Below are 20384 nucleotides of genomic sequence, written 5' to 3'. Positions count from 1 at the left end.
GTGCCGCTCCGCATCAGGGCAGCGCGGCGAAGCCTTCGCCAAAGCCGTTGAGGTCGACCGGGATGCCGATGCCTTCCTCGGGCGTCTGGAAGACGATGAAGGTGGCGGCCTTGCCGGTCTTCAGCGTGTCGAGCAGCGGCTTGTCGAGGATCACTTCCGCATAGCAGCCGTCCTGGAAGCAGCGCACGAAATAGGCGCGGCCGATGTCCTTCTGGTCGACATTGAGGCCAAGGCCGTTGGGCAGGAGCACGCCGAGCGGCGCGAGCACGCGCAGGATCTCGGCCTTGTTGTCGGCGGTGCGCAGGATGACCACCGAGAGACCCATCTCGGGGCGGTCCTCGGCGATGACGTTCTGCATCATCACGCATTGTTCGTTGGTGGCGCCCGCAGGCGTGTCGCAGATGATCGACCACGCGCCATGGGTGGACTTGACCGTGCCGCTCTGCTGCGCGCCGGCCTGCATGGGGGCCAGGCAGACAGCGGCAACCAACACCTTGGCTAAGGTTTTCAAAAGCCCAGACTTCATGACGGCTCCATTGCGAATCACGACAATTTAGGTCGTGCCGGCAGCTAGTAAATAACAAGAGGGCGCCTTCGCCATCCCGCAATCATAGGTTTTCCAGACATTCGAGTTCAATTTTGCTCGAATTGCGACGACTTTTGAGCGCGTGCCAGCACCCTGCGGGCGGCTGGCCCACCCTGATGCGTCCATCAACTAGCGCCAAACGGGCCTAAGCGCCAGCCTTGCCGCCTGCGCGCAAAAATGCCGCATGAGTTCCGCCTCTGCTTCCTTGCGGTTACAAAGAGAGTATGGTTTGAACCTCCGAACGTCTCTGGGATTCCCGTCCCGGAGCGGCACGATGTCCTTGCGGCCAAGACCGCATGGAAATGGGAGATACAGAGGGTGATGAGAAAAATCCTTGCTAGCGCCGTCGCGGCGACTGCTTCCTTTGCCAGCGCCGTGGCCTATGCGGCGCAGCCGGTAGAGTGGCAGACCACATTCCAGCCGGCCGCGACCGGCATCATGGAGCAGATCACCTGGTTCGAGCGCTACACGCTGTGGTTCATCGTTCCGATCACGCTCTTCGTCCTGATCCTGCTGGCCTATTGCATCATCAGGTTCCGGGCGAGCGCCAATCCAGTGCCGTCGCGCACCAGCCACAACACGCTGATCGAGGTCGTCTGGACCGTCGGTCCGGTTGTCATCCTGCTGTTCCTGGCCATCCCGTCCTTCCAGCTTCTGACCGCGCAGTATTCGCCCGTCGAGGAGCCGAAGCTGACGATCAAGGCGACGGGCAACCAGTGGAACTGGGACTACGAATACCAGACGGAAGAACCGCTCTCGTTCAACGCGGCGATGCTCGCCGAGGGTGACCGCGCGGCTGCCGGCAAGGAAGACAAGGGTGCCTATCCGCGCCTTCTCGCCGTCGACAACGAAGTTGTCGTTCCAATTGGCCAGGTCGTTCGCGTGCTGGTCACCGCATCGGACGTGATTCACGCCTTCGCCATGCCGGCCTTCGGCATCAAGGTCGACGCCGTGCCGGGTCGCATCAACGAGACCTGGTTCAAGGCTGACAAGGAAGGCCTGTATTACGGCCAGTGCTCCGAGCTTTGCGGCAAGGACCACGCCTACATGCCGATCGCAATCCGCGTCGTCAGCGACGCACAATATACGACGTGGCTGGCTGCCGCGAGGACCGACCTGCCGGGTGCCAACAAGGCGCTGATGGCTGAGACGGACGGTGCGGCCAAGGTCGCGGCCGCCGGCAACTGAGCCGCGGCGAAATAGGATCAGGGAACGGAGCGGAACATGGCAGGCGCTGCAGCTCACGACCATCACGACCACAAGCCGAAGGGCTGGGTCCGGTGGGTGTACTCGACCAACCACAAAGATATCGGAACGCTCTACCTGATCTTCGCGATCATGGCAGGCTGCGTCGGCGGCTTCCTGTCCGTCATGATGCGCTGGGAACTGGCTGAACCGGGTATCCAGATTTTCCACGGCCTGGCCTCGATGGTCTACGGCGTCGAAGGCGACGCTGCGATCGATGCCGGCAAGAGCATGTTCAACGCCTTCACCACGGCCCACGGCCTGGTCATGATCTTCTTCATGGTCATGCCGGCGCTGATCGGCGGCTTCGCCAACTGGATGGTCCCGATCATGATCGGCGCGCCTGACATGGCGTTCCCGCGCATGAACAACATCTCGTTCTGGCTGCTTCCGCCGGCCTTTATCCTGCTCGTCATCTCGGCCTTCATGCCGAGCGCGCCGGGTGCCCACGGCGTGGGTGGCGGCTGGACGATCTATCCGCCGCTGTCGACTTCCGGCCAGCCCGGGCCTGCGATGGATCTCGCGATCCTGTCGCTGCACATTGCCGGCGCCTCGTCGATCCTCGGTGCGATCAACTTCATCACCACGATCTTCAACATGCGCGCTCCGGGCATGACGCTGCACAAGATGCCGCTGTTTGCCTGGTCGGTGCTGATCACCGCCTTCCTGCTGCTGCTGTCGCTGCCGGTTCTGGCTGGTGGCATCACCATGCTCTTGACCGACCGCAATTTCGGCACGGCCTTCTTCGCACCCGAAGGCGGCGGCGACCCGATCCTGTTCCAGCACCTGTTCTGGTTCTTCGGTCACCCCGAGGTGTACATCCTGATCCTGCCGGGCTTCGGCATCGTCAGCCACATCGTCTCGACCTTCTCGCGCAAGCCGATCTTCGGTTACCTCGGCATGGCCTATGCCATGGTCGCCATCGGTGCCGTCGGCTTCGTCGTGTGGGCTCACCACATGTACACCACCGGCATCTCGCTCGACACGCAGCGCTACTTCGTCTTCGCGACGATGGTCATCGCGGTGCCGACGGGCGTGAAGATCTTCTCGTGGATCGCCACCATGTGGGGCGGTTCCATCTCGATGAAGACGCCGATGCTGTGGGCGATCGGCTTCATCTTCCTGTTCACCGTCGGTGGCGTCACCGGCGTGCAGCTGGCCAACGCCGGCCTGGACCGTTCGCTCCACGACACCTACTACGTCGTCGCGCACTTCCACTACGTGCTGTCGCTGGGTGCCGTGTTCGCGATCTTCGCGGCCTGGTACTACTGGTTCCCGAAGATGACCGGCTACATGTACTCGTCGGCTATCGCCAACACGCACTTCTGGGTGACGTTCATTGGCGTGAACCTGGTGTTCTTCCCGCAGCACTTCCTCGGCCTCGCAGGCATGCCGCGCCGCTACATCGACTATCCCGATGCGTATGCCGGCTGGAACGCGGTTTCGTCCTACGGCTCCTACATCTCCGCCGTCGGCGTGCTGATCTTCCTGTTCGGCGTCTTCGAAGCCTTCTCCAAGAAGCGCGTCGCCGGTGCCAGCCCGTGGGGCGAGGGTGCGACCACCCTTGAATGGCAGCTGCCTTCGCCGCCGCCCTTCCACCAGTGGGAACAGCTGCCGAAGATCAAGTAAGGCAGCACTGATTGAACTACGAAGCCGCCGGCAAGACCGGCGGTTTCGGCCAAACGGAACGACTGGACGTAAGTACGCATGGCCCTTGTCCACAACCGGTTTGAAGACCAGACCATCCGCATGTCGGAGGCGACTGCAGGCGATTTCTTCGCCCTGCTGAAGCCACGCGTCATGTCGCTGGTCGTCTTCACGGCATTTGTCGGCATGGTTGCCGCGCCCGTCACCATCAACCCGTTCCTGGCGGTGGTGGCGATCCTCGCGATCGCCATCGGCGCCGGCGCCTCGGGTGCGCTCAACATGTGGTACGACGCCGATATCGACGCCGTCATGACGCGCACCGTCAACCGGCCGGTCCCGGCCGGCAAGGTGACGCCGCACGAGGCGCTGACCTTCGGCCTGGTGCTGTCGGTCCTGTCGGTGATGACGCTGGGCGTCCTCGTCAACTGGCTGTCGGCAGCACTGCTCGCCTTCACCATCTTCTTCTACGCCGTCGTCTACACGATGTGGCTCAAGCGCTGGACGCCGCAGAATATCGTCATCGGTGGCGCAGCCGGTGCGCTGCCGCCGATGATCGGCTGGGCTGCCGTGACCGGCTCGGTGAGCTTCGAGAGCGTCGTACTCTTCCTCATCACCTTCTTGTGGACGCCGCCGCACTTCTGGGCGCTGGCCCTGTTCAAGTCGCAGGACTATGAGCGTGCCGGCATCCCGATGATGCCCAACGTCGCCGGCGAGGCTTCGACCCGCCGCCAGATTTTCGCCTATTCGCTTCTGCTCGCGCCTGTCGGCGTGGCGCCATGGCTGCTCGGCTACACCACCATCGGCTACGGCGTCGTTTCGCTCGCCCTCGGCATCGGCTTCGTCTGGTACGCCTGGAAGGTGCTGCGCATGCCCGACAGCGACCGGGTGATGAAGCCGGCCAAGGCGCTGTTCGGCTACTCGCTGCTTTATCTGTTCGTGATCTTTGCGGCCTATCTGGCCGACAGCGTTGTCGAGCGTGTCTTCGCGCTTGGAGGTGCATGATGTCTGACGATCACCTGGTGACGCTCACCGACAAGCAGAAGAAGGCACGCCGCAGCCGCAATATCGCCATCGGTCTGGCGCTGGCGGCACTCGTCATCATCTTCTATCTCGCCACCATCGCGAAGTTCGGCCCGGCCATCCTGGACCGGCCGCTATGAGTGACAGCATGCCCAACGAAACGCAGGCCGCCGACGCCAAGAAGCAGCGCTCCAACCGCATGGTTGCCGGCATGTGCATCGCCTTTGTCGGCGGCATGGTCGGCATGGCCTATGCGGCGGTTCCGCTCTACGCCATGTTCTGCCAGATCACCGGCTATGGCGGCACGACGCAGCGCGTCGAGCAGTATTCTGACAAGATCCTGGATCGCACGATCACCGTCCGCTTCGACGCCAATACGTCCGGCGGGCTGCCCTGGGATTTCAAACCGGTGGCGCGCGACGTCCAGATCAAGATCGGCGAGACGACGCAGATCCAGTACGTGGCCAAGAACATCTTCGACACGCCGACGCAGGGCCGCGCGACGTTCAACGTCACGCCCGATCTCGCCGGCGCCTACTTCAACAAGGTCGAATGCTTCTGCTTCACCGACACTACGCTGAAGCCGGGCGAGACGCTCGACATGCCGGTCGTCTTCTTCGTCGATCCGGAAATCGTCAATGTTCCTGAACTCAAGGACATCAAGACGATCACCTTGTCTTATACCTTTTTCCCGATTGAGGGGGAAAAGCCCGTAGCTGCCGCGCCCAAGGCCGACGGCGAAACCAAAACTATCAATTTCGACGGAAAAGCGGGGGGCTGATATGGCAGACGCACACGCCAAACATCACGATTACCACATCATCGATCCAAGCCCGTGGCCGTTCCTCGGCTCGCTGGGCGCGCTCATCATGGCGTTCGGCGGCGTCGCCTGGATGCAGCACTTGAAGGGCGCCGAGTTCCCGATCTTCGGCTACAACGTCGCAAACGCCAATTACTGGATCTTCGCGATCGGCCTGCTGGTCGTGCTCTACACGATGTTCGGCTGGTGGTCGGATACCATCAAGGAAGGCAACGAAGGTCACCACACGCGCGTCGTGTCGCTGCACCTGCGCTACGGCATGATCATGTTCATCGCCTCCGAAGTGATGTTCTTCGTCGCCTGGTTCTGGGCCTTCTTCGACGCCAGCCTGTTCCCGGGCGAGGCCACGCAGGTCATGCGCACCGAGTTCACCGGTGGCGTGTGGCCGCCCAAGGGCATCGAGATCCTCGATCCTTTCCATCTGCCGCTCTACAACACCATCATCCTGCTTCTGTCGGGTACGGCGGTGACCTGGGCGCACCATGCCCTGCTGCACGATGACCGCAAGGGCCTCGTCAACGGCCTCGCGCTCACCGTCGGCCTTGGCATCCTGTTCTCGTTCGTTCAGGCCTACGAGTACATCCACGCTCCGTTCGCGTTCAAGGATTCGATCTACGGCGCGACCTTCTTCATGGCGACAGGCTTCCACGGCTTCCACGTCATCATCGGCACGATCTTCCTGCTGGTGTGCCTGTTCCGTGCGATGGCCGGCGGCTTCACGTCGAAGCAGCATTTCGGCTTCGAGGCGGCCGCCTGGTACTGGCACTTCGTCGACGTGGTGTGGCTGTTCCTGTTCACCGCGATCTACATCTGGGGTTCGGTCGGCGGCACCATCGCTGTCCACTAAGTCCGGGACGTTTCGAGCAAGGCGGTCGCGGCAACGCGGCCGCCTTCTCTTTTTGGGCGCTTTCTTGCGTCAAGCATCCGGGATGCTGACCAGCCGCTTCGCCCTTCCTTTTCTTGCCCTGTTTGCTTCCGCGTCGATGGCCCGCGCCGAGGCCGTCGACCTGGTGCGGGTCGACAAGTCGGAGCGGCTGCTGGAACTGCTCTCCGGCGACAAGGTCGTGCGCAGCTATGCGGTAGCGCTGGGTGCAAACCCGGTCGGCCACAAGCGCCAGGAGGGCGACGAGCGCACGCCGGAGGGGCGCTACGTGCTCGACTGGCGCAACCCCGAAAGCGCCTTCACCAAGTCGATCCACATCTCCTATCCCGACGCCAACGACAAGGCTGCGGCAAAGAGGGCAGGTGTCGATCCCGGCGGAATGATTATGATCCACGGCCAGTCAAAAGGTTTCGGCTGGTGGTCCTGGCTGATGCAGATGTTCGACTGGACGAATGGCTGTATCGCCGTTACCGACGAGGACATGGCGGAGATCTGGAAGATGGTCGAAAACGGCACTCCCATCGAGATAAATCCATGAGTGAAGACAAGGCGATCTGGCCGCCGGTCGAGCCGGTGGCGGCGGGTCTCAAGGGGCGCTGCCCGCGTTGCGGCGAAGGCAGGCTGTTTTCGGGCTTCCTGACCGTCGCCAAGCAGTGCGGCGTATGCCGCCTCGACTATTCCTTTGCCGATGCCGGGGACGGTCCCGCCGTCTTCGTCATCCTGATCATCGGTTTCGTCGTCGTCGGTCTGGCGCTCTGGATGGAGGTGACGCTGTCGCCGCCGCTATGGTTCCATCTGCTCTTGTGGATACCGCTGACGCTCGTGCTCAGCCTCGGCTCGCTTCGCTTGATCAAGGGCGTGCTGATCACCCTGCAATACCGCAACAAGGCTGCCGAAGGGCGATTGGACAAGGGCCAATGATCGAACAGAATACCTTGCCTGCACCGGCGCGCCGCTCCGGCCGCGTTCTGATGCTCGTGCTCGGCACGATCGCCTTTGCGCTGCTGATCGGGCTCGGCAGCTGGCAGGTCGAGCGCCTGAACTGGAAAGAGGGGCTGATCGCTCAGATCAACGAGCGCACGCAGATGCAGCCGCTGCGGCTGGCTGAAATGGAAGTGAAGTACCGCGCCACCGGCGATGTCGACTATTGGCCGGTGACGCTTTCGGGAACTTTCGAGCACGCCGGCGAACGGCATTTCCTCGCCACCTGGGAAGGCCAGTCCGGCTTCTACGTCTATACCCCGCTCAAGCTGGACGATGGCCGCTTCGTCATGGTGAACCGCGGCTTCGTTCCCTATGATTTCAAGGATGCAGCCAAGCGGCCGGTGGGCCAGGTCACCGGCCCCGTCAGCATCACCGGCCTGGCGCGCAATCCGCTGGCGGGCAAGCCGGGCTCGCTGGTGCCGGACAACGACCCGGCAAAGAACGTCTTCTACTGGAAGGACCTCGGCGTCATGGCGGCGACTGCGGGCCTGCCGGCGGATGCGGCCGTGGTGCCGTTCTTCGTCGATGCCGACAAGACGCCGAACCCGGGCGGCCTTCCGGTGGGCGGCGTCACCATGGTCGATATGCCGAACAACCACCTGCAATATGCGGTCACCTGGTACGGCTTGGCGGCGGCACTGCTCGGCGTCATGGGCTTCTGGTTGCTGCGGCGGCCGGAAAGCAAATGACAGCACCTGCCGGCCTTGACAGCACATGGCCGCAGACATCATTTCGGCACGGAACGAAGAACCGGATCACATGCTCCAGACCTCTGCAAAACCGCCCCTGACCATCAGGCTCTGCCAGCCGCGCGGCTTTTGCGCCGGCGTCGACCGCGCCATCCAGATCGTCGTGCTGGCGCTCAAGAAATACGGCGCGCCGGTCTATGTGCGCCACGAGATCGTGCACAACCGCTACGTCGTCGAGGGGTTGCAGAACCTGGGTGCCGTCTTCATCGAGGAACTGAGCGAAATCCCCGACGAGCACCACGATGCGCCTGTCGTGTTCTCCGCCCATGGCGTGCCGAAGTCGGTGCCGGCGGATGCCGTGGCGCGCAACCTGTTCTATCTCGATGCGACCTGTCCGCTGGTCTCCAAGGTGCACAAGCAGGCGATGCGCCACCAGCGCAAGGGACGCCACGTGCTGCTGATCGGCCATGCCGGGCACCCGGAGGTGATCGGCACCATGGGCCAGCTGGACGATGGCGCGGTCACGCTGATCGAAACCGAGGCCGACGTCCGCAACTTCACGCCTGCCGATCCCGAGGCGCTCGGCTTCGTCACCCAGACGACTCTGTCGGTGGAAGACACCGCGGGCATCCTGAAGGCGCTGCAGGAGAAGTTCCCGGCCTTGCAGGCGCCCGCCGCCGAATCGATCTGCTACGCCACGACCAACCGCCAGGATGCGGTCAAGGAAACGGCGCCGGGCGCCGATCTCTATCTCGTCGTCGGTGCGCCCAATTCGTCCAATTCGCGCCGCCTCGTCGAAGTCGCCGAGCGGGCAGGGGCCAGGATGTCGCTGCTGGTCCAGCGCGCGTCGGAGATCCCGTGGAACGACATCGGCGGCATCGCTACGCTGGGCCTGTCGGCGGGCGCTTCGGCACCGGAGATCATCGTCGACGAGATCATCAACGCCTTCCGCGAGCGCTTCGAGGTGAACGTGGAACTCGCCATCACGGCGACCGAGACGGAGGACTTCCCTGTGATGCGGGTATTGCGCGACGTCGAGCTGACGCCGGCCGACATGGCCTTTGTCAACGGTAACGGCTGATGGCTGTCTATACCGATGTCGGCGAGGGCGAACTCGAGGCGTTCCTGCGCAACTATCCGGTCGGCGACCTGCTGTCCTACAAGGGCATCGCCGAGGGGACCGAGAACACCAACTTCCTGCTGCACACGACGACAGGCTCCTACATCCTGACGCTCTACGAAAAGCGCGTCGAGAAGTCCGACCTGCCGTTCTTCCTCGGCCTGATGCAGCACCTCGCCCACAAGGGCATTTCCTGCCCGCTGCCGGTGGACGGCAAGGACGGCAACGTCATCGGCACGCTGGCCGGCCGTCCCGCCGTCATCATCACCTTCCTGGAAGGCATGTGGCTGCGCCGGCCCCAGGTCGTGCATTGCCGCGAGGTCGGCCGGGCGCTGGCTGAACTGCATGTCGCCGGCAAGGATTTTGCGATGACGCGGCCGAACGCGCTCGCCATCGACGGCTGGCGCAAGCTCTGGGACGCCGCGCACCCGCGCGCCGACGAGGTCGAGCCGGGCCTTGCCAAAGAGGTCGATGCCGACTTTGCCGAGTTCGAGAAGAACTGGCCGAAGGATCTGCCCTCCGGCGTCATCCACGCCGACCTGTTTCCCGACAACGTCTTTTTCCTCGGTGACAGGCTGTCGGGCCTGATCGACTTCTATTTCGCCTGCAACGACCTCTACGCCTACGATCTCGCCACCTGCCTCAACGCCTGGTGCTTCGAGAAGGATTTTTCCTTCAACCTGACCAAGGGCACGGCGCTGCTGGACGGCTACCAGAGCGTCCGGCCGCTGAGCGAGGACGAGAAGGCGGCGCTGCCCATCCTGGCGCGCGGCTCGGCCCTGCGCTTCATGCTGACCAGGCTGTATGACTGGCTGACGGTGCCGGATGGCGGGCTGGTGATGAAGCGCGATCCTTCGGAATACATACGCCGCATGCGCTTCCACAGGACGATCAAGTCTGCTCAGGAATACGGACTGAAATGAAGCAAGTTGAAATTTTTACCGATGGCGCCTGCTCGGGCAATCCGGGTCCGGGCGGTTGGGGCGCGATCATGCGCTACAAGGCCAAGGTCAAGGAGCTGTCGGGCGGCGAGGCCGAGACCACCAACAACCGCATGGAGCTGCTGGCTGCCATCTCCGCGCTGAACTCCCTCAAGGAGCCGTGCGAGATCGACCTGCACACCGACAGCAAATACGTCATGGACGGGATCTCGAAGTGGATCCACGGCTGGAAGAAGAACGGCTGGAAGACCGCCGACAAGAAGCCGGTCAAGAACGGCGAGCTGTGGCAGGCGCTGGACGAGGCCAACAGGCGCCACAAGGTGACCTGGCACTGGGTCAAGGGCCATGCGGGCCATCCCGAGAACGAACGCGCCGACGAACTGGCGCGCGAGGGCATGGCGCCGTTCAAGAACGGCCGCAAGGCCTAGGACTGGACTTCTGCCAGGCCTGAGTGGGGCGCGCCGCCTGAAGGCAGCGCGCCATTTTCATGTCAGAGCTGTTCGAGAATGCGGGCCGCGCCCGAATCGACCGCCTGGCCGGGCGTTCCTTCGAGGTTGAGCTGGGCGACCTTGCCGTCTTCGACGATCATCGAATAGCGCTTCGAGCGCAGGCCCATGCCGGCTGCCGACAGATCCAGGTCGAGGCCGATCGCGCGGGCGAAATCGCCGCTGCCGTCGGCGAGGAACTGCACCTTGCCTTCGCCGCCGCTGAACCGCGCCCAGGCGCCCATGACATGTACGTCGTTGACCGAGACCACCGCGATGGTGTCGACGCCGCGCGCGACGATGGCGTCATGGTTCTCGACGTAGCCTGGCAGGTGATTATTGCTGCAGGTGGGCGTGAAGGCACCTGGCACCGCAAACAGCACGACCTTCTTGCCGGCGAAGATTTCTTCGGTGGTGAGATTCCTGGCGCCGTCGGCGGTCATCGTCTTGAAGGTGGCGCTGGGCAGCTTGTCGCCGATCGAAATGGTCATGTCGGTCCTCGTGGCAATGTGATTGAAGTCGGGTAGCCTCCAGCGATCCACTAGCGCAGATGCTTCGGATATCCAATGGCCGGCGGTTCGCCGAGGGGTTCAGGGGTAGGCGAGGTATCCTTCCACCGCACCGCCGGAACTGGTCAGGGTGTAGGGGATACCCTTCCCGGCGGGCTTTGTCGCAGGCCGGTCGATCACCTTGAGCGAGAAGGTGAGCTTGCCTGCTTGCTCATGCCGCTCTGGCGTGCCGAACTGGTAGCCGTCAACGCCGGCAAGGAAGAGATCGATGCCTTCGGGGTCGCCGGGCGCGGTTGCCGCGATCGAGATCGTTTCGCCCCGAGCGGGCGACAGGGTGGCGCCGAAATCGGGCTGGGCGCCCGACGGGAGCGCGGCAAGTGCTGCCGTCACCAGCGCGGCATCGCCGGCATTGGCGGGATCTGCGGCAGGGTCGATCTCCAGTCGCGCCTGTACCGGCACGCAGATGGTCTCGCAGATGCCGAGAAACACGTCGGCCTTGATTGCTGTCGGCTCGCCCGGTGCCGGGACGGTGAAGCTGACCGGCAGACGGACCGGGAAGTCGTAGCCGGCCCATTTGGCATAGCCGTCATCGTGGCGCTGGGGGGCAGGGTACGAGATTTCGGCCCCCGAGACGTTGCTGCTGGCCGACAGGTCGATCTGCGGCGGCACGCCGGAATTGCCGGGGTCGCGCCAATAGGTTTTCCAGCCGGGCTTGAGCTCGATGTCGAGCACGCCCTGGAGCTTGCCCGAGGCGTCGGGCTGACCGGACGTCACCAGCCGGAACCGGCCGCCGTCGGTCTCGAACCAGGCGGACGACGATGCATGGGCGGGGCCAGCGGCCAGAGAAACGGTGCCGAGGCAGAGGGCGAGCGGGAGCGTGAATTTCATGGCGGTGATTTGATAGCCTCCGTCGGTCCGCGCAACATGCCTTTGGGTCACGTCGCCATCATATTTGCGTGACGCCATGGGCCAAAGGTGAGCGCGTAGTCCCCTTGAGCCATCTTTCAAGACAGCGGGAAACGCGTTACCCTTGGCTATGGACCTCTTACGCCAGAAAAAAGGCGCATCGCAGCGCGGTTTTCTCGATGACCAGTTCCTCATTGCCATGCCCGGCATGAAGGACGACAGGTTCTCGCGCGCCGTCATCTACATCTGCGCCCATAGCGACGAGGGCGCCATGGGCCTGATCATCAACCAGGTCCAGCCGCTGCTCTTTCCCGATCTCCTGGTCCAGCTTGGCATTCTCGACGAGCAGGAGGCGATCCGGCTGCCGATGAAGGCCAAGGACTTCATCGTCCGCAATGGCGGGCCGGTCGACCGCAGCCGTGGCTTCGTGCTGCACAGCGACGACTACAAGGTCGAGTCCTCGCTGCCGGTCTCGGACGAGATCTGCCTGACGGCAACCGTCGATATCCTGCGCGCGATATCCGCAGGCCGCGGGCCGCGCCATGCGCTGATGGCGCTTGGCTATTCAGGCTGGGGTGCGGGCCAGCTCGAAAGCGAGATCGCCGAGAATGGCTGGCTGACCTGCCCGGCGACGTCGGAGCTTTTGTTCGACGCCGACATCGACCGCAAATATGACCGCATCCTGGCGACGCTCGGCATCGACCTGGCGCGATTGAGCACGGCAGCCGGTCACGCCTGAGCGAGCGGGTACTGTTCCTTCAGCATCTTGAGCGCCTGGTCGCCCGGTATCGGCGCGCCGAACATGAAGCTCTGCACATATTCGCAGCCCATCTGGCGCAGCTCCAGCGCATCGCTTTCGTCGGAGATGCCTTCGGCGACGACCGACAGCCCCAGTTCGTGAGCCATGTTGACCATCGACTTGATCAGCACCGCGCGCTTGGGCGAGGTGTCGTCGACGAAGCTCTTGTCGATCTTGATGGTGTCGAAGGGGAAGCGGGTCAGGTAGGCGAGGGATGAGTAGCCGGTGCCGAAATCGTCGAGCGACAGGCCGATGCCAAGCTGCTTCAGCTTGGTCAGCACGTGGTTGGTCTGCTCGGGATTGTCCATGACCAGCGATTCGGTGAGTTCGAGGCGGAAGCAACGCGGCTTGAGGTTGGCCCGCGCGATGACCGACCGGACGTCGCTGACGAGGTCGCGGCGGATCAGCTGACGGCTCGACAGGTTGACCGAAACGGAGAGCGGGGCGTCGTTGATCTGCTTCTGCCAGTCGGCGAGGTCGTCGGCCGCGCGCTGCATGGCAAACAGGCCAAGCTGGACGATCAGGCCGCAGCTCTCGGCAACCGGAATGAAGTCGCCCGGCGGGATCATGCCGCGGCGCGGGTGGTCCCACCTGAGCAACGCCTCGAAGCCGGCGACGGTGCCATCCTCGAGCCGCACGATCGGCTGGTAGGCTAGCGTGAACTCCTTGCGCTCGATGGCGCGCCGGAGATCCGATTCGAGCTGCAGGCGGTCGGTGCCGACGGTGCGGAAGGCCGGGCGGAACGGTTCGATACGGTCGCCGCCGAAACGCTTGGCCTGGTGCATGGCAAGCTCGGCGTCCTTGACCATGTCCTCGGCCGAGGCCTGGGCGGTGGTCCAGGTGATCAGGCCGACCGAAGCGGTGAGCACGATTTCACGCTTGGCGAAGGTGATCGGCGCCTTGATCGCCTGCTTGATGGCGTCGGCGACGGCGGCGATGCGGGTGGGGTCTTGCTCCGACAGCAGCATCAGGGCGAACTGGTCGCCGGCGAAGCGCGACAGCGAGTCCTTCGGCTTGAGCAGGCGGTGCAGGCGCCGCGCGATGGTCAGCAGGATCGTGTCGCCGGCGGAGATGCCGAGGCCGTCATTGACCAGCTTGAAGCGGTCGATGTCGATGACGAAGACCGACGGCCGCACCTTTTCCTCGGTGCGGGCGATCGAGATGATCGCCTCGAGCCGGTTCATGTACAGTTCGCGATTGGGCAGGCCGGTCAGGTTGTCGTGCACGGCGTCGTGCAGGAGCCGCTCTTCCGATTTTTTCTGCTCGGTGACGTCGACCATCGTGCCGACGCAGCGGATCACTTCGCCATCGGAGCCGATCACCGGCCGCGCCCTGAGCGAGAACCAGTGATAGTGGCCGTCGGCGCCACGCAGGCGGAAACTTTGCGACACCCGGCCCCGGCGGTGCTCCAGCACGACGTCGAGCGTCGTCCGGAACGTGTCGCGGTCGTCGGAATGCAGCACGGGCAGCCAGTTGCGCGCGGCGCCGCCAAGGCTGTTGGGTGCCAGGCCCAGCTGGATCGATACGTCGGGGCGGGTGACGACGCGGTCGCGCAGCACGTCCCAGTCCCAGACGATGTCGCCGGAGCCCGAAATCGCCAGGGCCTGCCGCTCCATGTCGCTGAACAGGCCCTGATGCGCCCCGCCGCCGGCGAAGGCATGCTGCATGACGGTGAAGCCGATGAGCAGGATGATGAGGATCAGGCCGCCGCCGAGGGCGGGCTGGACGATGTCGTTGTCGAGCACGCCGGTGATCGCCATCCACGAGCCGCTCAGCCAGATCAGGACCATCGCCCAACTGGGAACCAGCATGATGGCACGGTCGTAGCCGCGGATGCTGAGATAGACGATCAGCCCGAGGCCGGTCAGCGCGGTCGCGGCGAAGGAAATGCGCGCGATGCCGGCGGCGACGGCGGGATCGATGATGGCGACGCCGGCGATCAGCAGCAGGCCGATGATCCAGACGAAGGCGCCGTAGCTGAAATGGCCATGCCAGCGGTTGAGGTTAAGATAGGCGAACAGGAAGACGACGAAGGTTCCAGCCAGCGCCACCTCGGTTCCCGCCCGCCATATCTGCTCGTTGCCGGGCGAGACCTCGATGACCTTGTTGAGGAAGCCGAAGTCGACGCAGATGTAGGCGAGCACCGCCCAGGCGAGTGCGGCGGTCGCCGGGAACATCGAGGTTCCCTTGACGACGAACAGGATGGTCAGGAACAGCGCCAGCAGGCCTGCAATGCCGATGACGATGCCGCGGAACAGCGTGTAGGAATTGACCGTGTCCTTGTAGGCCTCCGGTTCCCACAGATAGACCTGCGGCAACTTGGGCGAGGCGAGTTCGGCGATGAAGGTCACCACCGAATTCGGGTTGAGCGTGACCAGGAACACGTCGGCGTCGGGGCTGGCCTGGCGGTCAAGCGCAAAGCCCTCGCTCGGCGTGATGGCGGCGATGCGGCTCGAGCCGAGGTCGGGCCAGAACACGCCCGAGCCGACAAGCCGGAAATGCGGCGCGACGATCAGGCGGTCGATGACCTGGTCGGTGGTGTTGGCAAGCGCGAAGACCGCCCAGTCGCCGGACGAGCGCTTGTCGTTGGCCTCGACCTCGATGCGGCGCACGATGCCGTCGAGGCCTGGTGCTGTCGAAACCTGGAAGTTCTCGCCCTGATTCCGGTAGATTTCAACGGCGCCCGAGAGGTTGAGCGCGACGTCGTCACGGGAGATCTTGATCGGTTCCACGGCGAGTACCGGCGACACCGCGCAGACACTGGCGATCATGGAAACGATGAGCGCAAACAAGGGCGCCAGCAGGAAATGCTTCGACAAGTTCAGGCCTTCATGGTGACAGCTTGCGGGTCGTCCGCGATCAGTGCGTAGAGATAGTGGTCGTGCCATTCGCCGTTGATCCTGAGATAGGATCGCAAAAGTCCTTCGCGCCGGAATCCGGCTTTTTCAAGCACGCGGACAGAGCGCGCATTGTCGGGGATACAGGCAGCCTCGATCCGGTGCAACCGGAGCGTATCGAAAGCATGCCGGACCACAAGCCTGACGGCATCGACCATGAAGCCCTGGCCGGCGTAGCGCTCGCCGATCCAGTAGCCGATATGCCCGGTCTGGGCGACGCCGTAGCGAATGTTGCCGAGCGTGATGCCGCCGACGAGCTTGCCGCTCGAATTTTCGTAGATGAAGAAGGCGAGCGCCGTGCCCTGGATGAATTCGTCCTTGTAGCGCGAGAGGCGGACGCGCCAGGCCGAGCGATCCAGCTCGTCGGGTGCCCAGCGCGGCTCCCAGGGCTCCAGGAACGAACGGCTTTCAGCCCTGAGCGCCACCCACTCGTGGTAGTCGCGCCAGGTCGGCAGCCGCAGGCTGACGCGTTCGCCCTTCAGAGCCGGGGTGTCGCGGCGAAAGAGCGAGAACGACAACATGCGAGTTTAGGCTGGTTAGACGGCGAGCTTGCGCGCGGTCGCCTGTGCACCCGGCAGCGCGTCGAGGATCGATTCGTAGGGCGCCAGGGTTCCGACCGGTCCAACCGCCGTGATCGTCGGTCGGGTGGAGAACAGCCGTGCCGAAAGGTCGGTCAGGCGCTCGACGGTGAGGGCCGACAACCGCTCCATCAGCTCTTCCTTGGCGATCGGGCGACCGAACAGCAGAAGCTGGCGGGCGATCTGCGACGCGCGGCTGGAGCAACTCTCGGCCGACATGATCAGGCCGGCGCGGTACTGGGCGCGGGCGCGGTCGAGTTCTTCCAGCAGGATGCTGTCGCCGGCCTTCTGCAACTCGCCGATGATGACGGGCAGCAGTTCGGCGATGTCGCTCTGGCCGGTCGCGGCGTGGACGCCGAAGATGCCGGTGTCGGAGAAGCCCCAGTGGAAGGCATAGACCGAGTAGCAAAGGCCGCGCTTTTCGCGCACTTCCTGGAACAGGCGTGACGACATGCCGCCGCCGAGGATCATCGACAGCACCTGCGAGGCGTAGAAGTCGCGGACATGATAGGCGCGGCCCTCGAAGCCGAGCACGATCTGCGCGTCCATCAGGTCGCGGTCTTCGCGGAAGTCGCCGCCGACATACTGCGCGTATTGCGGAATGGCGCTTTCGGCCTTGGAGCGGAAATTGCCGAGCCGCTTTTCGACGTGGCGGACGAATTCGTCATGCTTGACGTCGCCGGCAGCCACCACGACCATGCGTTCGGCGCCATATTGGCGCTGCATGAAGTCGTGAAGCTGGGCCGAGGTGAAGGACTGCACCGTCTCGGGCGTGCCGAGGATCGAGCGGCCGATCGTCTGGTGGCGAAACGCGGTTTCGGTGAAGCGGTCGAAGACGATGTCGTCCGGCGTGTCGTGCGCTGCACCGATCTCCTGCAGGATGACATGCTGCTCGCGCTCGAGTTCGTCGGGATCGAATTCGGAATCCTGGAGGATGTCGGACAGGATGTCGACCGCCAGCGGCACGTCGTCGGCCAGCACGCGGGCATAGAAGGACGTCGTCTCGACCGAGGTGGCGGCGTTGATTTCGCCGCCGACATTTTCGATCTGCGAGGCGATCTGGAAGGCGGTGCGGTTCTTGGTGCCCTTGAACGCCATGTGCTCGAGCAGGTGAGCCATGCCGTGCTCGTCGTCGCGCTCGTTGCGCGCGCCCGACTTGACCCAGGTACCGAGAGCTACAGTCTCTACGCTTGGAAGTGTTTCAGTGGCCACTGTCAGGCCGTTCGACAGACGGCTTACCTCAACACTCATATTAAGCGTACTCCCTAACCCGCCGCTCGTGTGCGGCGGCTAATGTAATCTTCCACCATTTTTATCTCTGATGGAAGTACCGTGAACTTTTCCTTACGTTCCATCAGCCCCGACAGCCATTTTGGCAGGGCGGGCTCGATGCCGCAGGCGGCATTCACCGCGGCCGGGAATTTTGCCGGGTGGGCGGTGGCCAGCGCCACCATTGGAACGTCGCTCCCGGGAAGCCCCGAGGCGACGTGGAAAGCGGTTGCGGTGTGCGGATCGAGCAGGTAGCCGCTGGCTTCGAGCGTCGTGCGGATGGTCGCGGCCGTCTCGTCCATGCTGGCGCGACCGGCGCCGAATTCGCCGCGGATGCCGGCCAGAGCCTTTGCCTCAATGGTGAAGGCGCCGGATTGCTTGAGGCTTGCCATGTAGCGCCGGACGACTGCCGGGTCGCGGTCGGAGGCCTCGAACAGCAGCCGTTCGAAGTTCGACGACACCTGGATGTCCATCGACGGCGAGGTCGTGGCGACCACGCCGGTCTGGCGGTATTCGCCGCTCTGCAGCGTGCGGGCGAGGATGTCGTTGTCGTTCGTCGCGATCACCAGCTGGTCTATCGGCAGGCCCATGCGCTTGGCGGCGTAACCCGCGAAGATGTCGCCGAAATTGCCGGTCGGCACGGTGAAGGACACCGGACGGTCGGGCGCGCCGAGCGAGATGGCCGAGGAGAAGTAGTAGACGATCTGGGCCATGATGCGGGCCCAGTTGATCGAGTTCACGCCCGACAGCTGCACCCGGTCGCGGAAGCCGTGGTCGTTGAACATGTCCTTCACCAGGCCCTGGCAGTCGTCGAAGTTTCCTTCGATCGACAGGGCATGGACGTTGGCGGCCGTCGAGGTCGTCATCTGGCGCTGCTGCACCGGCGAGACGCGGCCATGCGGGAACAGGATGAAGATGTCGGTCCGCTCGCGCCCGGCAAAGGCCTCGATGGCGGCGCCGCCGGTGTCGCCGGAGGTGGCGCCGACGATGGTCGCGTGCTGGCCGCGTTCGGCGAGCACATGGTCCATCAGGCGTGCCAGCAGTTGCATGGCGACGTCCTTGAAGGCGAGGGTGGGGCCATGGAACAGTTCGAGCACGAAGCTGTTGGCGCCGGTCTGGACCAGCGGGCAGACGGCGTCGTGCCGAAAGGTGGAGTAGGCCTCGCGCACCAGGCGCTCGAAGACATCCTGCTTGATCTCGCCGCCGAGGAATGGCGTCAGGATGCGGATTGCCAGGTCGGCATAGCCGAGACCGCGCATGGCGCGGATTTCGGCAGTGCTGAAGGTGGGCCATGTCGCCGGGAGATAGAGGCCGCCGTCGCGGGCCAGGCCAGCCAGAACTGCATCGGAAAATCCAAGCGTGGGCGCTTCCCCACGGGTACTCACATAGTGCATATCTATCCGTTCCAACGCGCAGCGACCTGCCGGTGATCGGCGGGACGGGGAAAACTGCGCTCCATCAGTCGCATTTTTGCCGCGCGGTTGATATAGAACGACTGCTTTGCGAGAGGGAAGTGCAGTTCATGGTGTTTCGTTTGATCGACGGCCGTTTTCTGACGGCTTTGGCGACCGCAGGCTTTATGCTCGCCGTCACGGGCTGCCAATCGGGCGGCAGCGGCGGCTTTTTCAGCCCTCCCGCCCCGAAGGACCCCAAGCAGATCGCCGCCGAAGAGGGCAAGATCCTGGCCAGCGAGCTGCTTGCCTACTGCCCGAATGTCACGCTTCGCGACGGCACGGCGTTCTTCAACAGCTACGCCAAGGGCGGCCAGGATGACGCGACCAAGCTGGTCCACCAGTCGGCGATCACCGACGTCACCCGCAGCTGCACGCGCGCTGACGGCCAGATGACGATCAAGGTCGGCGTTGCCGGCAAGGTCGTGGTCGGCCCGGCCGGCGGTGCCGGCACGGTCAACATGCCGATCCGCATCGCCGTGATCCGCGGCGAGGAGGTGCTCTATTCGCAGCTCCACAAGAACGTGGTGCAGGTGTCCGATCCGTCCACCGCGACCCAGTTCGTCTTCACCGACGCCAATGTGGTGATCCCGGTTCCGACCGCCCGCGACATCCAGATCTATGCGGGCTTCGACGAGGGTCCGGCCAAGAAGAAGCCCCAGTAAGGCAAGACCTACAGGGCAGCGTCTTCAGGCATCAAGCGCCGGCGTTTCGCCGGCGCTTTTGCGTTCAGGCGTGCTCGGACCACATGCTCAGTGCAGCGAGCACACCGCCGAGGTCGGCCCAGCGCCGAATCACCGTCTCGGCGCCTGCCTCGGTCAGCATGTCGGCATGGCCGGGATAGCTGTGCGCGCCGCCGGTGAAGCCGATGACGCGCATGCCGGCCGCGACAGCGCCGGATATGCCATGCACCGAATCCTCGATGACGAAGGTCTTGGCCGGATCGGCGCCGTAGGTGCTTGCGGCGTGCAGAAAGACATCCGGCGCCGGCTTCGGCTTCTTGCTCGGCGTTTCCAGCGCCGAGAAGATGCGGCCCTTGAACAGCGGCAGGATGCGCGTGCGTTCGAGCATCATCTCGATGCGCTCGGTGGTCGAGTTGGAGCAGATGCAGCGCGGCGCGGTCACCGCGGCGACCGCCTCGTGCACGCCGTCGATGGCGCGCACGTCGCTCTTGAGGCGACGGTCGACCAGCTCCTCGGCCTGGCTGATGAGCGAGGCTTGGAAGGGGATGGCCGCCTTCTCCTCGATCTTCAGCATGATGTCCTTGAAGGTCAGGCCGGCATAGCTCTCGGCGATCTCCCCGGCGGTGATTTCGAAGCCGGCTGCGGTCAGCAGTTCCGCTTCGATGCGCGCGGCGATGATTTCGGAATCGACGAGCACGCCGTCGCAATCGAATATCACTAGTTCTGGCTGGGTCATGACGGTCCGGGAAACTGGGGCGGCGCCGGGGCGCAGGCCGAAAAGCTCAAGGCGCGGCGATTACACCATTCTGCCCCGAACCGCAAATTGCCGGAGCCGCTTCACCAATTGTTTACGCTGATCGGTAACCATAACG

General features: G+C 64.1%; 22 protein-coding genes. 14 read left to right on the top strand and 8 right to left on the bottom strand.

The window, feature by feature from the left end; all coding sequences use genetic code 11:
* Positions 1-13: 13 nt before the first annotated feature.
* Complete coding sequence (locus N7E70_RS24040; RefSeq protein ID WP_055978304.1) at positions 14-526, bottom strand: invasion associated locus B family protein; 513 nt, start codon at positions 524-526, stop codon at positions 14-16.
* Positions 527-907: 381 nt separating this feature from the next.
* Between N7E70_RS24040 and coxB the strand changes: the two genes are divergently transcribed.
* The 12 genes from coxB (at position 908) to rnhA (ending at position 10363) form a co-directional block, all read left to right on the top strand.
* The gene (coxB, locus tag N7E70_RS24035) at positions 908-1774 is read left to right on the top strand and encodes a cytochrome c oxidase subunit II (RefSeq protein WP_055978305.1); all 867 of its coding nucleotides are present in this window, start codon (positions 908-910) and stop codon (positions 1772-1774) included.
* Between the two features lie 36 nt (positions 1775-1810).
* A complete protein-coding gene (gene ctaD, locus N7E70_RS24030) occupies positions 1811-3460 on the top strand; it encodes a cytochrome c oxidase subunit I (protein ID WP_055978306.1) in 1650 nt (549 codons plus the stop codon).
* A 78-nt stretch (positions 3461-3538) separates the two neighbouring features.
* The gene (locus tag N7E70_RS24025) at positions 3539-4480 is read left to right on the top strand and encodes a heme o synthase (RefSeq protein WP_055978307.1); all 942 of its coding nucleotides are present in this window, start codon (positions 3539-3541) and stop codon (positions 4478-4480) included.
* A complete protein-coding gene (locus N7E70_RS24020; protein ID WP_055978450.1) occupies positions 4480-4638 on the top strand; it encodes a hypothetical protein in 159 nt (52 codons plus the stop codon). The genes N7E70_RS24025 and N7E70_RS24020 overlap by 1 nt, the downstream gene beginning before the upstream one ends.
* 8 nt (positions 4639-4646) lie before the next feature.
* On the top strand, positions 4647-5279 hold the full coding sequence (locus N7E70_RS24015; protein ID WP_055978451.1) for a cytochrome c oxidase assembly protein: 633 nt from the start codon (positions 4647-4649) through the stop codon (positions 5277-5279).
* Between the two features lies 1 nt (position 5280).
* Complete coding sequence (locus tag N7E70_RS24010; protein WP_263007858.1) at positions 5281-6165, top strand: cytochrome c oxidase subunit 3; 885 nt, start codon at positions 5281-5283, stop codon at positions 6163-6165.
* A gap of 82 nt (positions 6166-6247) precedes the next feature.
* Positions 6248-6739, top strand: coding sequence for a L,D-transpeptidase family protein (locus N7E70_RS24005; RefSeq protein ID WP_263007857.1), 492 nt, complete (start codon positions 6248-6250; stop codon positions 6737-6739).
* Positions 6736-7122, top strand: a complete 387-nt coding sequence (locus tag N7E70_RS24000) for a DUF983 domain-containing protein (protein WP_263007856.1) — start codon at positions 6736-6738, stop codon at positions 7120-7122. The genes N7E70_RS24005 and N7E70_RS24000 overlap by 4 nt, the downstream gene beginning before the upstream one ends.
* Positions 7119-7874 (top strand): SURF1 family protein, encoded by a 756-nt coding sequence (locus N7E70_RS23995; protein ID WP_263007855.1) that lies wholly within the window; start codon positions 7119-7121, stop codon positions 7872-7874. The genes N7E70_RS24000 and N7E70_RS23995 overlap by 4 nt, the downstream gene beginning before the upstream one ends.
* A 70-nt stretch (positions 7875-7944) precedes the next feature.
* The gene (gene ispH, locus N7E70_RS23990; RefSeq protein WP_055978312.1) at positions 7945-8955 is read left to right on the top strand and encodes a 4-hydroxy-3-methylbut-2-enyl diphosphate reductase; all 1011 of its coding nucleotides are present in this window, start codon (positions 7945-7947) and stop codon (positions 8953-8955) included.
* Positions 8955-9917, top strand: a complete 963-nt coding sequence (locus N7E70_RS23985) for a homoserine kinase (protein WP_055978313.1) — start codon at positions 8955-8957, stop codon at positions 9915-9917. Before ispH ends, N7E70_RS23985 begins: the two co-directional genes overlap by 1 nt.
* Positions 9914-10363, top strand: a complete 450-nt coding sequence (gene rnhA / locus N7E70_RS23980; RefSeq protein WP_108608942.1) for a ribonuclease HI — start codon at positions 9914-9916, stop codon at positions 10361-10363. Before N7E70_RS23985 ends, rnhA begins: the two co-directional genes overlap by 4 nt.
* A 62-nt stretch (positions 10364-10425) precedes the next feature.
* Here the strand turns inward: rnhA and N7E70_RS23975 are convergent, their stop codons facing one another.
* Entirely contained in the window at positions 10426-10911 is a 486-nt protein-coding gene (locus tag N7E70_RS23975) for a peroxiredoxin (protein ID WP_055978315.1), read from the bottom strand.
* Between the two features lie 99 nt (positions 10912-11010).
* Positions 11011-11826 (bottom strand): protein-disulfide reductase DsbD domain-containing protein, encoded by an 816-nt coding sequence (locus N7E70_RS23970; RefSeq protein WP_442866527.1) that lies wholly within the window; start codon positions 11824-11826, stop codon positions 11011-11013.
* 139 nt (positions 11827-11965) lie between these two features.
* Here N7E70_RS23970 and N7E70_RS23965 point away from each other — a divergent pair, with 139 nt between their 5' ends.
* Complete coding sequence (locus N7E70_RS23965; RefSeq protein ID WP_055978316.1) at positions 11966-12574, top strand: YqgE/AlgH family protein; 609 nt, start codon at positions 11966-11968, stop codon at positions 12572-12574.
* Here the strand turns inward: N7E70_RS23965 and N7E70_RS23960 are convergent.
* From N7E70_RS23960 to thrC, 4 genes are read right to left on the bottom strand one after another with little or no spacing between them, the layout of a single operon-like run.
* Positions 12565-15405, bottom strand: coding sequence for an EAL domain-containing protein (locus N7E70_RS23960; protein ID WP_269441469.1), 2841 nt, complete (start codon positions 15403-15405; stop codon positions 12565-12567). The two genes, N7E70_RS23965 and N7E70_RS23960, sit on opposite strands and share 10 nt — an antisense overlap.
* Positions 15406-15455: 50 nt before the next feature.
* Positions 15456-16052 carry a GNAT family N-acetyltransferase gene (locus N7E70_RS23955; protein ID WP_055978317.1) on the bottom strand — a complete coding sequence of 199 codons (597 nt, stop codon included), beginning with the start codon at positions 16050-16052 and terminating at the stop codon, positions 15456-15458.
* A gap of 15 nt (positions 16053-16067) precedes the next feature.
* Complete coding sequence (locus N7E70_RS23950) at positions 16068-17360, bottom strand: M16 family metallopeptidase (RefSeq protein ID WP_055978318.1); 1293 nt, start codon at positions 17358-17360, stop codon at positions 16068-16070.
* Positions 17361-17374: 14 nt separating this feature from the next.
* Positions 17375-18772, bottom strand: a complete 1398-nt coding sequence (gene thrC, locus N7E70_RS23945; RefSeq protein WP_263007850.1) for a threonine synthase — start codon at positions 18770-18772, stop codon at positions 17375-17377.
* A gap of 128 nt (positions 18773-18900) precedes the next feature.
* On the opposite strand from thrC, the gene N7E70_RS23940 reads away from it, so the two are divergent.
* Positions 18901-19494: a hypothetical protein gene (locus N7E70_RS23940; protein ID WP_263007849.1), complete on the top strand. Its 594-nt coding sequence runs from the start codon at positions 18901-18903 to the stop codon at positions 19492-19494.
* Between the two features lie 64 nt (positions 19495-19558).
* On the opposite strand, the gene N7E70_RS23935 is transcribed toward N7E70_RS23940, so the two are convergent.
* The gene (locus N7E70_RS23935; RefSeq protein ID WP_263007848.1) at positions 19559-20248 is read right to left on the bottom strand and encodes an HAD family hydrolase; all 690 of its coding nucleotides are present in this window, start codon (positions 20246-20248) and stop codon (positions 19559-19561) included.
* Positions 20249-20384: the final 136 nt, after the last annotated feature.

This window comes from Aminobacter sp. NyZ550, assembly GCF_025628925.2.
Classification (GTDB): Bacteria; Pseudomonadota; Alphaproteobacteria; order Rhizobiales; family Rhizobiaceae; genus Aminobacter; species Aminobacter ciceronei.
Note: the sequence above shows the minus strand (reverse complement) of the source record. Positions and strands in the feature narration are given on the sequence as shown.